This is a genomic window from Paenibacillus sp. JNUCC 34 (assembly GCF_058269055.1).
Genome location: NZ_CM177770.1, coordinates 4,687,475 through 4,702,706 on the forward strand (window position 1 = coordinate 4,687,475; position 15,232 = coordinate 4,702,706).

Here is a 15,232-nt window from a genome sequence, read left to right on the forward strand (position 1 = left end):
GGATATATACGTATGGTCGCCTGAATGAAACCACTTGGGAAGGTATCGAACATTTTTTCTCAATTATGAATAAACCATCCAAAAACCTCCTTATTTTGGTGGCTTTTTGTAATGCTTTCATCATTTTTCTTAAAATTTTCTTAACACTGCACAATTGTTGAAACTTTCCATCCTCCTACAGCGTCTTATAGGTGAGGAAAATAATAACAATCGTTTAATTTTGAAGGAGGTCAAGCGTGTGAGGAAGTTTTGGGCTGCTATGTTATCAGCTCTACTTATTATTCCTATGCTATTCCAGTCACAGGCGCAAGCAGCAGTAAAATTCAACATCTTAATTGACGGGGTGAGATTAGCAACAAATCAGGATCCGGTTATGATCCAAGGCCGTGTCATGCTACCTATGAGGGCCATTTTCGAAGCGCTGGATGCTAAGATTACATGGAATCAGAAAGCACAGACGGTCACCGCTGTAAGAGACAACACAAAGATCGTATTGAAGATCAACTCCAAAACAGCAACAATTAACAACCAAAGTGTTAGTCTCGATGTTCCTGCCAAAAACCTGAAAGGTGCAACGATGGTGCCAGTACGCTTCGTCAGTGAATCCTTAGGTGAGAAGGTCGGATGGAATTCCAAAACCAAAACCGTATCCATTACTACAACTTCGAACGGCGGCAGACCAGTTCCAGTTCCTGATACCGGCCTCTCGCCTGCTTCTAATGTAACCGTAAGAGATATTGGAAATTACGGTGACGGACGGGACCTTCAGGTCAGCTTCTCCAAGTCGTATACAGAATCACGTGCGGCTCAATACCGGGTCATGATTGTAAAGGCGGAGAAGTCATACAACTTTAATCAATCAGCAGCGCGAATGGTTCCATCATCCAACTATTCCGTAGTATTTCCAACCGGATCTAGTAATACGGTTACCCTTACCTCAGGTGCCCGTGATGTCGACGGAGATTACATTCGTGAAAACCAAGCATATACGGCCTACGTGTTGACTGCTGGAAGATATAACGGCGAATTCGCGTTATCCTCGCCATCATCATCCATTACACTGACAAATACCAATGCCGTTGAAACAGCCACCAATGTGAAGGGGAACGATGTTAACAACTATGGTGACGGGCGGGATCTTTCAGTAAGCTTCACCCGTGCTCAGAAAGAAGATCTCATTTCCAATTACAGAATTATGGTTGTTAAAACCAAAGATATCAGCAAGTTTGATCTGGCAGCGGCCAAATCCGTACCAAGTCAGTATTACACAACCGTATATAAAACAAGTGGTAGCGGCACAACGCTGACAACTACTTTGAGCTCATCTACACGTGATACTTCCGGCGAGTATATTAAGAACGGAGTACCATATACTCTGTTCGTTATGTCCGTGAGCAGCAATGAGAACACGTTAGCCAGCAAGCTGTCTTCCGGTTCGGCTTCGATCACGCTATCTACAGGGTCCACCACTGCTCCTGTCATCACTCAAGTAGCCGATGTGAGCAATTATGGCGATGGACGCGATCTGCGTGTAAGCTTCAACAGGGTATCCGATGAGTCAGGTATCGGGTCTTACCGAATTTTTGTGGTTAAATCATCTGACTATCACAATTTCAATTTGAACAAAGCGAATTCGGTATACAGCTCCAATTACACACAAGTGAACAAGACCGGAAATAACATCTCTCTAACGTTATCCTCCGGAGCCAGAGATGTTGACGGATCCTCAATAAGAAACGGAGTTTATTACCGGGTGTTCGTCATGTCCGTTGGTTCGGGCAACAATAATGGAAACAATAACCTGTCTTCCGTTTCGAGCGATATTATTTTATCTAATAACAACGGCGGCAGTTCGTATGTCGGCTCTGTCTCCAATCTTTATGTAAGGGACGTTAGCGATAATAATGACGGCCGGGATCTAGAGGTTTCGTTCACCCGTCCATCGGATGAATATAACATCAGTCATTACCGTGCATTCGTTGTAAAATCGAATAAAGCGGGTAACTTTGATCTGAATGATGCCAACAGACTATCCAGTTACTATTACACGGATATCTATAAAACAGGCTCCAGCACTATCACCAAATCCTTGCAATCGGGAAGCCGTGATACAGACGGAGATTACATCCGGAATGGCACTGATTACCGCGTGTTTATCTTGTCGGTCGGCAATAGTAATTACTCCGGTAACAACGCGTTGTCATCTTACTCTTCAATCATCACACTCAGTGGAAATAGTAATGTTGTAAAAGCCGTTTCCAATTTAAATGTAACGGACAACGGACAGGATCTTAAGGTATCTTTTACTCGTGCTTCTGATGAGAACAACATCCGCGAGTACCGTGCGTTATTTGTGAAATCGTCTAAGGTGGGCAACTTTAATCCGAACGCTGCTACCTCCAGTGGCTATTTCACGAAAATCGATAAAACAGGCTACAACACGATCACCAAGTCCTTGTCCTATGATAGCAAGGATACAGATGGGGATTCTATCCGAAACGGCGGCAGTTACCGCTTATATATCTTGTCAGTAGGCAATAGTAATTACTCTGGTGATAACGTAATGACAGGTTCTAACATTACGCTTGCTAACAAAAGTAAAGTTAATCCCGTAACCAACGTAACTGTTCAGGACGTAAGTGACTATAACAACGGGCCGGGTCTGAAGGTATCATTCGATCGGACTTTGGATTACAACAACATTAGTGCCTACCGAATATTCGTTGTTAAAGCGAACGATCCAAAAGGATTCAATTTAGAGAGAGCAAATGATTTAAAAGGAAGCGGCAAATATACTGATGTGAGCAACAAATCTAACAGTGCAATCTCTCTAACGCTTGATTCCAAAGCTAGTGATGTGGACGGGGAAAAAATTAAAACTGGCACCGCCTACCGGGTATATGTCATGTCCGTTGGCAGCGGTAGTTATAGCTCTGAACTGTCCCCTGAGTCCAAAATTATAACGCTGAAAAACAGCATTTCTCCGGTCAATCCGGTCACAGGTGTAACTGTAACTGATAAGGGACCAAACACTGAAAACCGATTGACTGTTTCTTTTACTGAACCAGATGATACTAAAAACATCAGAAATTATAAGATTTTTGTAGTTATGGAATCTGAGGCAGATAAATTCACGATTGACAAAGCAAGTGGCGTGAGCAACTATACATCAGTGAGCACATTGGGATCTGGATCCAATATCGATGAAAGCTTAGCTCCTAACGTGAAAGATATTAACAATAAAAGCATCGATAGTACATTTTCTTATCAAGTATTTGTTCTCTCGGTCAGCAAAGACGGTAACGAAGGCAACAATTTGTCTGTCCCATCGAAACCTTTTACGCTAAAAGGAGTACCGGTCTCACCTCCTTTGGAGGTGACGGCGAAGGTGGATAAAACCAACGGGGATATCGAAGTCACGTTTTCATCGTCAAATAAAAACACAAATATAGAAGAGTATCGTGTTATGGTAGTACCACCATCTGTCCAAAAGTTCGAGGAAGCTGAAGCAGCGAGTAAAGATAACATATTTACTCCAGTAAATCCTTCAAATCCACTGAAAGTAAATATTAAATTTGCATCTAAAGATGTGAAGGGAAATCCCATAACTACGGATACACTTTACAAAGTATACGTCCTTGCTGTAGCCATGGACCAGAAAACAACCAAAAACGCACTATCGGTTGCTACTGAATTCACAATTACAGATCCCGCACAAGCCATTGATGTAAAGGCTTCTATCAATGACAATGATAAGGATAGTTTGCAAGTGGACTTTAAACCTGCCGGCAATGAGAGCAACATCGATTCATATGAGATATTGATCGCTCTTAAAGAGGTACCTGACAACAGCTGGGATCCGAAAAAAGTTGCTGCTTCCAAGACAGCAGTTAAATCAAACACAACAAACAGAGTACATGCAGCTAAAGTTACACCAACAAAAGATGGTAAGAATTATTCAGAGAAAATAACTATTTCAACGGTAAAAGATGCTTTCAATCAAAGTATACTGCCAAATACAGAGTATAAAGTAGTAGTCCTTTCAGTAAACAAAGCTGAAGAAGTTATTGCCGTATCCAAGCCATCAACACCTACTTTTACACCTACTACACCGTCTACACCGTAGCATTCTTTCCAATAACGACACCTAATCAATACAAACAGCCTTCATCCATTTTGGATGAAGGCTGTTTTCCTTACTGCCCCAGCTTACCTCGCATATCTCGGCATCTTGCTCAGCAGGTTGTAGATGACCTGTGCGCTTTCCGCACGTGTCGTCAAACCTAGCGGCTTAAATGCACTGCTAGAGAGGCCCTTTACCAACCCAAGCTCATATGCCGATTGGACTACTTCCTGAACCCAGATCGGTGAGGTCTTCACATCGGTGAAGTGAGTCTTTTCACCCTGGGAGCCTTGTAGGAAAGCCATGGATCGATACGCTCTTACAATCATAGCAGCCATTTCTTGGCGCTTGATGGAAGCGTCAGGAGCAAATTCTTTGCTGTTGATGCCTGTAACGATGCCAGCCTTCGCCGCAGCAGATACAGCTCCTGCATACCATGACTCAGAAGAAACATCAGTGAAATGGGAGTTTCCTTCTTCCTTCAGACCCAGCGCACGAACCAGCATCGCTGCAAACTCTGCACGTGTTACCTGTTTTCCAGGTGCAAATTGATAATGATTGATTCCTTTAATCAACTGCTTGGCTGCCAATTGCTGAATGACGCTGGAAGCCCAATGATCCGCTGGAACATCTGTAAAGATCTTATTGAACTGAAGGGCAGCATAAGTGCTGAAATGATGAATCTCTGCTTTCAGCTTATTTTCCTGCCATGTGCCGCCGATGTATTCCAGATTACCGTCTTTTGCCATGTAGTAAATACCGGTCATCTTACGGTCAACATTACCCGTAACAGGAAGAATAAGTGTGATCGGCTTAACGAAGCTTGAGAGTTCGCTTGTCTTACCATCCTTTGTCGTGATGCTCAAACCGAAGGTCAGCAGATCACTGGCAGCAACAATCTTGGCACCTGATTTACTGGCTGCCTCTGCTATCAAGCGGAGAGCATCCTGTCCGGTTATTGTCTTGGCACTTAGCTTAATCGTACTACTGTCCAGTTGGTCAGCTGGGACAAGTTCGCTCAGGGAGCGGAGTACATTAGCAGGAATCGTAAGTGTCAGATTACCTGCGTTCACCGTCACAGACTTATCTTTCACCAACGCTGCAGCATTACCTGGCAGCAACAGCTCTTCAAGATTAGCCTTTGTATTGAAAACCACTTCCCCTTTAGCCACCATAGCTGCAAGTTCAGCAGAACTCACTTTAATCGTACCATTATCTGGGGTCGGCTTAGGCTCAGTTGGTGGCTGTACCGGTCCGCTTGAACCATCACCACTACCGCTACCAGGATTTCCTCCCGGCTCACCGCCGTTGCCTTCTCCTGGATTGCCAGACGCTTGAACGGTCAGATCATATTTGGCACTGTATTCTCCATAGGTTGCAGAAATGACCGTCGTTCCTTCCGTTAATGCTCGTACCAATCCTTGATCATCGATCGATGCGACGTTTGGAGCGCTGCTATCATACACAACACCTTCCAGCAGGCGGATTCGGGTACCGTCAGCATATACGGCCTCCGTCACGGTTTGATCTTGATCACCTGTCTTAAGTGATGACTTTCCTTGCAGAGACAATGATTCCATGACGCCATCCGGAATTCTGTCTACGGTGATAGTTGTGTCTGCATACAACTCCGGTACAGCGTTACTGGCAGCCCGCACGACTGCCGTGCCAAGCCCTTTTGCCGTAACAAGTCCATCAGCAGTAACAGTAACAACCTGTTCCGGTTCAGAACTGTACACAGACCATGTAACCGTCTTGTCTGCTGCATTATCGGGCTTAACCTTAACGGTTAAAGGCTTGCTCTCACCCACCGCAAGCTTCACATCCTGCTGCTCAATTTCGATAGATTCTGGCAGTGCGGTATTTTTGGATAAGATGAACTCATCCACAACACGTCCGCCCACGGTCTTCGTTACCATTTTCAGATCATTGCCCGAAATTTCAACCGAAGCATACATTTGAGTCTTCTCTTCATCGGTCACTTTTTGCCAATCTCTTGCTGTCAGCGAATAGAATTTAGGTCCCGAGGAACCTGCGATAACGTAAGTTGTGCCTTCACCATCTTCGGATACTTGTTTGCCTTTCATGAGATGTGTCCGTAAATAAATATGATCATGTCCATTCAGTACCAGATCAACCTTGTTTTCTTCCAAAACAGGCGCCCATAGATTTCTGACTTCCGCTGTATCATAAATACTGCCGTAAGGACCGCGGTGGAAAATCGCGATTTTCCATTTCTTTGTCGTGTTCGCCAGATCTTGCTCCAGCCACAGCTTCTGTTCTTCGTACTGATACTCACTGTTAAGCACCATGAAATGAGCATCTTTGTAGTCAAAGGAGAAATTGGTACCCTTGAGGCTCGACACACCGTTACCCGGTTGGTTGAAATGAGCCAGGAAATCATCGTTGCCTCTGGAGCCCATCACCTCATGATTCCCGATCGCTCCAATGAGAGTTGTATTCAAGAAAGCCTCTTGTGCTTCTTTGAACCAGAGATTCCATTCTTTTTCATTGAATCCCTTCTCCACCATGTCTCCGGCTTGAACGATAAACTCCGCATTCGGATACTCTTGAACAGCCTTCTGAACTGTATTTCCCCATAGCTTAAAATCGGCCTCACTACTTCCTTGAGAATCGGCAAAATACAAAAATTTCAGTTCATCCCCTGCCGTCTCCGCCGTCTGGAATGAACCCTGCGGACCGTAATGCCCTTTGCCGTCTCCAACACGGTAAACATAAGTGGTTCCAGGCTCCAAATCGTTAACGGTAGTTTTATGCACCCGAATCGTTCCAACATCCAGCGTATTAAAGAGGTAATTCTCTCCGCTGGTTTGCTTCACATTCGGCCCATCAAAGCCTGTAAACTCCGACTTCTTCACAAACTCCACAACAGTCTGATCTACACTTGGGTGGGTATGCCACGCAAAACCTCTCGCGCGGGTCGGATCTTCCCCCATATTTACGTTGATATTGTAAGGCGTTTCGCTCCCGGACAACTTCGATACCGTAAATGCCACTACCGGGCTATAGAAGGTTCCCTTAACAGCCTGTAGCTGGTAAATCTTGACCGACGAAGTCAGCGTGCTGTCTTTTAGCATTCCGCTCGCATCCGTTGTACCGATAACCTGACCGTCTGCCGTAATCTGCGCTCCTTCTACAGACGCGCCACTCTCATCCTTAACTTGGAAGACCGTTTCATATCCTTCAACATGCCCATGTTCATTCCACTCCAGCGTCAGATGCGTATGAATCTCCGCAACCTGAGGAAGTCCGAAGAATGGGTAGCTAACGTCTCCTGAGCTGACAAAGGAAACCGATCCGGATATGAATTCAAATGTATGAGTGCCCACAGCATCTTTTTTGACATCGTATTGAATTTGTCCAATCAAGTCCTTATCCGTTAAGCCAGCCGAATCGATATCGTTCAACTTGAGAACCATGCGGCCCGCTTCACTGTTGATGTCAGCTTGAAGCTTGGAATCATCCAAATTGTCTCCTACAATAAGCTTCAGATTTTCCAATTTTGCCGGATCGTAAGCCAATTCAATTTCGCCTTTACGGATATCTGACGGCTTTACTGCCGATAAATCCAAAGTATAAGTACCGCCAGCGTAAATGTCCTTCGGTGTGCTGTACACCAGCTTGGCAGCATCAGTATCCACATTAAAAGTCCATACTTTGATGCTTTGATTGCCTGAAAGATCCCTTACCGACACCTTAACCTGGTGAACACCATCAGCCAAAGGCGTGTCAGGTGTATAATGAATCTGACCTTTTGGCGGATACAGGGTATGTTCGACCAGCTTTCCATCCAGATAGAACCGAATTTTCTCCGGATCAATCAATGTAGTACCTGGGTGCTTCTCCGGGTCATAGCCGGCATCCTCCGCCGTAATGGAGATTTTCGGCTGATTCGTATTAATTGTCGTTCCTTCCGCAGGAGATAAATCCTTCAACACCGGAGGGTCCATATCATCTTGGTTCGGCCCGTAAAGCGCACGGATCTGATCTACATAAATGACACCCGCATCCTTTTTGGCAGCCGATGTTTCCATGTATCGTACGGGCATGTCCATCGTCAAAGGCATCAGCCTTCCCTTGGGCACATCTGCCTCCAGGTACTTCCACCCTTCGAAGTCCACACCGACGCTTTGATCTACAAAATCAAGCGAAATAATCCCTTTGATGTCCCGCAATTGTGCACGAAGCCAGTGCTTCTTACCATCTCCATATACCCACATGCCTATTTTTTCCGGATAACCGGGAATGACAATATTTTGGTCCGCGCTCTTGGTTTGCAGATAAGCTCCTGACGTTCCGGTTGTACCCGTAAAATCATATTCCAGCTTAAGAGAGCTGTTTCCGAACCGCACCAGATCCTCATTAGTCTCAATGCTTGCTTTGACTGATTTATACTGTGCACCAGCACTCTCATGATAACGATCTAATCCATTCTCGAAATCCTCCAGAACAACCGGCGGAAGTCCAATGTTCACATCAACAGAGGCTTCAACGCCTTTGTAACTTACGATAATCTTCCCGGTCTTCTCTGACTCGCTTGTTGCGGTAAACGTTCCTTTCTCGTCGATCGATCCGATCTCTCCCTCTGTTCGCCATTTCAGCTGGCTGTTATCAGCCCGAATAACTTGGCCGTTGCGAAGAGCTGTTACTTTCAGCGTTTCCGTCTTTCCAGGAGCAAAGCTCTTCACGACATCACCAAAGCTCAGCTCTGTCAGTTCATCCACGACTTCCACGGTACCCGTTCCGCTCAAACTTCCGGACATAGCCTTTATTTCAGCTGTAACCGCAGTAGATCCGGCTGTAAAGATTCCAGCTTCATCCACGGTTCCCAGAGTCGGATCAACACTCCATGCCACCTTACCGGATAACCGTGCTGGATGAATATTGGCATCGACAGCTGCTGCTTTAAACTCAGCTCTGGAACCAGCCAGCACCCGCTCTGTCTGCGGCTTCACCACCAGCTTATCCGCGGCTCCTTCCGGAGCTTTGTTCACGAGCAATATCCCATTAGCCGTCTTTCTCTCACTGCCGTCTGAAGGGGAGTTTAGCATTTCGCGTACCGGTTCTCCCGGCATACGGGCAACAAATGTCGCCGAGCCTCCACCATCAAGATTCAGGGCGTTAACGACTCCCATATCTTTCATCATCTGGCCGAGTTCATTCAGCGTTACTCCTTCACTGAATCCGGGCTGTCGTCCATCAATGACAAGCATGATAACTGAGCCATCCGCTTTAGTTCCAATAGCGGTTCGAGGGGCTACAGCAGTATCGCTGCTGTTCTGCACAACACCGTCATCGATTAACACGGCACTCCCGCCGATCGCCATCGTAACATCCTTCCACTCTGGTTCGAGTTCCAAGGAGACAGATACCTCATCGCCGATTTTTAGCCCCGCCAATACTTCACGATGCTTTCCTGACGCCGACAAAATAACTTGACCGTCAGTGATCGGTGTATTACCTCTATCCTTATGTATATCAGATACTTTCAAACTTAAGGTTTGTCCGCTCTTAACTTCTCCCGAAGTAATATCCAATACGACCTCATCACCCAAAACATTCGTCATCGTCGAAGAGTGAAACGAAGGCGTATAGAGAACCAGTGCATCTGTACTCCGCAGCCGATTGATCGCTGTAATCGTCGTGTCCTTTCCGGCAATGTTCAGACTTCGTGTCAGCTTAGGACTTGGCCCATACAGCGTCGTTCCGTCTTTTTTTATACCGAATGCAAACCAATCGTCCGGCGGACTATTGAGCAACTCGCTATCTCCCATAAAGAGACCTAATGGCAAACCATTCGACATATCGTAAAAATCCCCGTTCACAGCAGCGATAACACGATTCCCAACGCTATCTGCATCCGAGGCCATTTTGCTAACCTCTTGCATGCCGTAAATCTTTCCGCTGGTCTTACCAGGCTGAAGCTCAAGAGCTGAATTTTTCGGATTAAACTCCACAGAATGAACTTTCTCCAATCCCCGTTCCATCTGCATATTCTGCCATGTGTATGTCGCTCCCGGCCCAATCTCCATTTCCCTCTGATCCAAAATGATTCCGGTCGTCGGAGACACTTCCTCCGCCATGACTTGCCGCGCGGGCATTAGAAGAGACAGCAGCATCACACCGCTGAGTAAAGAAGATATGATCTGTTTCTGCTTGCTACCTACCATTCCATAATGACCTCCATTCTAGTAAAAAAATCTGTCTCACAGGTGACTTCAACGACGAGTTACCTTAGGACAGTATATCGATGCCTTGTAAACTCTACCCCCTCTCTGTGTTAAAGCTATGTTAAAGCTGTGTTAATAGAAATCAATTGCCGCTACCCCAGCTATTAAAGCGTTTACATTACTTACTATAAAGAACCTGTCCTCTCTATTAAAAGCATCTTTCTTACCAGATATTTCACTAGATTGCCGGGACAATGGGCCCCATTGCATGACTTTTGAACCTGATTAATAAAAAAAATGTCTAAATAGCTCGATTTATAAGATTTGTGTAGCCGAAGAGCGTGGCTTCCGATTCCAATATCCCCAGCTGACCGAAGCACTGTCAGATCTAAGAACAACAATAATTGAAAAAGAGGGTCCCAAAAGGTCTTAGACCTATGGGATCCCCCGAATTTCCTGATTGATTATTCGCCTATAACTCCGTTCAACTTAAGTATCACAATCGTTGTGCTCCATATGGCTTTTATTAAAGTGACCAGCCAGAAAATAATAAACCCGATGAACACTAGCTCAACCGCTTTCTCTACAATCCTATGTCTGAGCTTGGTGTCCTCTGCCGGCGGGAGTTCATATTTTGACGGCATTTGGGTATTTCTCATTTTCCTGGCCATTACATACACTCCATTCCATAAAGTATGTGTATGTAGAATTCTCCATCACCAATATATAGTCCTTCAAAATTTTCCCTTTTAGTTCGTGTTCAAAAAGGTCGGTTTTCAGCACCGAGAAGGTTGGAAGAAGCTAGGGACTGAGGAGCGGAGCGTACGTTTTGGGTACGTGAGCACCGGAAGGACCGGCTGAATTCAAGATTCGATGCCGAGCACACATCCCGATTCACTTCGTGATCAAAAGCGGACTTTTTGAACAACCTCTTTTAGTGAAATATCATAAAAATAGCTCTGGTTCACTCTAGGACACAGCGATATAAATCTTCGCGACCGCATTTGAAGGATCAAATTGTACCGCATCATACAGCTCGAAGTCCCCTGTATATGTTCTGGTTTCGGTACTATTTTGAAAATACGCCCATATTTCCTGCCATGCTTCTATCACCACAGACCCTATCGGTCCCTGTTTGGTTGTAAACACCAAATAGTCTGATGCCGGAATATCAACTTTCGTGAAGTTATCCCCAGAACCGGATGCATTTCCTCCAGCAGATTCACATCCAAGCACGACCGTATATTCTCCATTCACATCGCTGGCGTAATCTGTGTATAATCCATAAATTTTATCTGGCTTTATTCCAGGCTGCTGCATGATCCCGGTTTGAAAAAAGCTTCCCCAAAGCCCTGAAATTTTCCCTTCAGGTCCCGCTTCCGCCTGGTTAGACGTTCTTGCGGCCACCCCGATCAACTGTACTGCAGGCTTACTTATACGTTCTACTTTCATTTGTCATCCTCTTTTCCATCTAAATATGACCTCATTCTAACAAGGAAAAGTGGACATCTGTCTGTCTCAGTTCAAATACTGCCCCATAATTTGTTGTGCCCGCCGCACAACTTCCTCAGCTACAAAGTCCGGACTTTCTACCTTCACCTGGTCTCCAAAGCTTAAAATCATGCCGTAAAACCAGTCGTCCGGCTTCCGAACAACCTCGACCCGAAACGCTCCACTCGGCAGCATGGTCACCTCATCCGGATGGAATACATCGGCTATCCGCTGCCTTGCTTCACTCTTAAACGTCAGCACCAAGGATTCCTCGGGGATATCCGACCAGGACGTATCCCACTGAAATTCCTCTATTACCGGAGCCTCAAGAGGCTCAAACCTTTCCTCCGTCAACGCCGCATGCTGAATGCGGGATAATCGAAAGACTCTGAAATCCTTCCGTAACGTGCAATAGGCGTGTACATACCAGATCGAGCTTTTCAAAATCAAAGAGACCGGCTCTATGATTCTGTTCTGACTTCTCCCGCCCGAGGAGATATATTCAATAGCGGTTCTGCGTCTCTCATCAACAGCCTGTTTAAGCAGCTGCATCGTCTCTTTTATTCCGTTCCGCTGGCCCCATGGGTTCATATCCATGATCAGTCTGTCTTCGCATTTATCTTGTGCGTATCCCCGCTGTGCTTTCTGCAGGAGGCTTTTCACTTTTTGCAGCAGAGCGTCCGTCTCTTTATCCTCCAGAGCACAGTTAATACCTTTAACAGCCGTAACGAGCGAGCTCATCTCTTCAATCGATAACCAGTGCCTGTCGATCATGAACTGTTCCATAATCTCAAAGCCGCCCGAGATCCCCTGATGAGCAACAATAGGAATTCCCGCTTGATTTAATGTGTCCATGTCCCGGTAAATGGTTTTGCTGGAAACCTCAAACCGTTCAGACAGTTCCTTGGCGCTGACCCGGCCACGATTAAGCAGCAGTACTGTAATCGCCAGTAAGCGGTCTATTTTCATAAGTTAATCCAGCCTTTCATCCTCTACATGGTTCAATTATATCTTAATTCCAGCTAAACACTTACGGATTGCGTTAAACAAATATTAAAGTACTCTTCAGTCGGTATTTATGATTTCATGGTAAAATTGATTGAAACATAATTGAGGTCGGAAACCGCTAGAGACACAGACATCAATGCTTGTTACATAAGGGGGGGAAATACAAATGAATGATCGGCTTGCTTCCATGCGCCGCTGTCATCCCGATTCAATCAGGACTGAGCGTATTGCCGGATTTTTGTGTAATGCCGTACTGATCGCGGTGTCTATCGCGTACATCATTATAGCCCAATTAAAAGATTGGACACTCATCCCGGGATGGATCGGGCTGGGGCTGTTTATGTTCACACTCATTTGGTTCACATGGGTCACTCCGGTACTGTCCTACCGGACATTCGGCTTCAAAGTATCCGAGGAAGAACTTGAGCTCCGCTCCGGCTGGATATGGCTCACAGACACCATCGTACCTATGACACGCGTCCAGCATGTCGAGCTGGAGAGAGGCCCGCTGCTGCGAAAATACGGATTGGCTGAAGTGAAGGTCGTAACAGCCGCTAAGACGCACATCATCATGGCTCTGGAATCGGACGAAGCGGAAAGATTGAAACAACAGATCGGAGAGCTTGCGAAAGTGGTGGAACACGATGAATGAACCGGTGGAAAAACGCCTTCACAAGCTGTACATCCTGTTCCCACTTGCCGGCAGTATTAAGTCTTTTATTCCTCTTATTATTTTGTTTGGCTTAAAAATGATAAATGGTGGGTCACTTAAGTCCACGCAGGCGTATTGGATTGCAGCCGGTATCACGGCAGTCGTTCTGCTGCTGATCATTTACGGATGGCTCCAATGGAGACGCTTGGTATATGTGCTGGAGGATAACAAAATCGTCATTCGGCGCGGCGTATTCTTCCGGGAGGAGCTTTCTATTTACACCGGACGTATACACTCCATGAACATGGAGCAGCCGCTGCTGCAGCGAATTCTCGGTTTGACGCAGGTGAAGATTGATACACCAGGGAAGACCGATGATGGCGGCAAGCTTCCTGCTATCTCCGGCGCAGAAGCAGAACGTCTTCAACGCTGGCTTAGAGAGCGTACAGCGGCCGGAGCAGCTCAGAACCGAACCGAAGAGGGTCACGCTGATGGGGATGCAAACGTTGTACCGGACCACACCACATGGCAGAATAGCGATGTAATTGGAACTACAGCGAATGACGGTGCTAGTAACAGCAATTCTACAGCTACTCTTGTCACAGTAAACGAAGAGAACCCCGAGAACACACGGACAGAGTTTGAGATCAGCAGAAATGCAACCTGCGCTAATACTGCCGGGGAAACCGAAGAAGTGAATGCAGCGAGATCTTCTAACTCTGCAATGATTCCGGAGTCTTCGGGTGTTCCAGAGGAACGTACCGTACTTCTACAACTATCAGCAGGCCGTCTGATGCTAGCGGCACTCACGTCACTTAACTTATCGCTTGCTTTAGCCTTTGCTGCAGGTGTATTCTCCTTGGCAGACGACATCCTTCCCAAAAATCTGTATACCAAACTATATCAGGAAGCAGGACATTTTCTTCCCGGTGGATGGGTGGCTCTCATTGCCCTTGCCCTCGTCCTGGCCTGGCTCTTATCCGCCGTGCTATATACGATCAAGTATGCTGGATTTACGGTGGAGCGTGTAGGAAAACAGATCGCCGTTACATGTGGCCTGCTGGAACGCAAGCAGATGTTCTTCTCTCCTCAGCGGGTACAAGCTGTATCCGTGAAGGAAGGACTGCTGCGGCAGCCTTTCGGTTATGGCGAAGTGAAGCTCCACGTTCTCACTTCGGAATCAGATAAAAACCTTATGCTTCATCCACTGATTCCGATGAAAGATATTGCGGCACTGCTGGAGCGAATTGTTCCGCAGTACACCGCGGATACCGTGGATACCGTCCCTCCTCTGAGAGCGCTGTGGTTGTACATGCGTTTGGAAGTTCTTCTTACAACGGCTGCGTGCACAGGATTCATCTGGTATTTCAAGACACCCGGATTATGGTCACTCCTGTTGTTTCCGATCGGAATCCTGTGGGCAGTTCTAACGTACAAGGATGCAGGCATCGCTCTACGAGGCAAGCAGCTAACGATACGGTCTCGATTGATCACTCGCACTACCCAATATATCCGCCGTCCACAGGTCATCAGCCTGAAGGTATCAGGTACCCGTAGACAGCGCCGGATTAACCTTCGGTCGTTCGAGGTGAGCCTCATCTCCAGCCAGTATGATGGCAAAATATACAGCTTGGAACAATCTGCTGTTGAAGCGGTATGGGAATGGTTCCGCCGCCCGAAAGGCACCCACTATACCGAAATATCTGCCTCCGAATCGAATCCTCTATGACATTATCTACAATAAAAGGTACCTGCTTAGCGCAGGTA

General features: G+C 46.3%; 7 protein-coding genes. 3 read left to right on the top strand and 4 right to left on the bottom strand.

All coding sequences use genetic code 11. The features are described 5' to 3' along the window. Positions 1–238 precede the first annotated feature (238 nt). On the top strand, positions 239–4,126 hold the full coding sequence (locus tag AC2TF5_RS22005) for a stalk domain-containing protein (RefSeq protein WP_491299255.1): 3,888 nt from the start codon (positions 239–241) through the stop codon (positions 4,124–4,126). Positions 4,127–4,209: 83 nt separating this feature from the next. Here AC2TF5_RS22005 and AC2TF5_RS22010 read toward each other — a convergent pair whose 3' ends face one another. From AC2TF5_RS22010 to AC2TF5_RS22025, 4 genes are all read right to left on the bottom strand, one after another. After that, positions 4,210–10,314, bottom strand: a complete 6,105-nt coding sequence (locus tag AC2TF5_RS22010) for a phosphodiester glycosidase family protein (RefSeq protein ID WP_491299256.1) — start codon at positions 10,312–10,314, stop codon at positions 4,210–4,212. Positions 10,315–10,778: 464 nt separating this feature from the next. Further along, the gene (locus tag AC2TF5_RS22015) at positions 10,779–10,985 is read right to left on the bottom strand and encodes a hypothetical protein (protein WP_491299257.1); all 207 of its coding nucleotides are present in this window, start codon (positions 10,983–10,985) and stop codon (positions 10,779–10,781) included. Positions 10,986–11,283: 298 nt separating this feature from the next. After that, positions 11,284–11,766 (bottom strand): GyrI-like domain-containing protein, encoded by a 483-nt coding sequence (locus tag AC2TF5_RS22020; RefSeq protein WP_491299258.1) that lies wholly within the window; start codon positions 11,764–11,766, stop codon positions 11,284–11,286. Between the two features lie 66 nt (positions 11,767–11,832). After that, positions 11,833–12,774, bottom strand: coding sequence for a helix-turn-helix transcriptional regulator (locus tag AC2TF5_RS22025; protein ID WP_491299259.1), 942 nt, complete (start codon positions 12,772–12,774; stop codon positions 11,833–11,835). 205 nt (positions 12,775–12,979) lie between these two features. Between AC2TF5_RS22025 and AC2TF5_RS22030 the strand changes: the two genes are divergently transcribed. Together AC2TF5_RS22030 and AC2TF5_RS22035 are read left to right on the top strand one after the other, a co-directional pair. Beyond that, complete coding sequence (locus AC2TF5_RS22030) at positions 12,980–13,465, top strand: PH domain-containing protein (protein WP_491299260.1); 486 nt, start codon at positions 12,980–12,982, stop codon at positions 13,463–13,465. After that, entirely contained in the window at positions 13,458–15,194 is a 1,737-nt protein-coding gene (locus tag AC2TF5_RS22035) for a PH domain-containing protein (RefSeq protein ID WP_491299261.1), read from the top strand. Before AC2TF5_RS22030 ends, AC2TF5_RS22035 begins: the two co-directional genes overlap by 8 nt. Positions 15,195–15,232 lie beyond the last annotated feature (38 nt).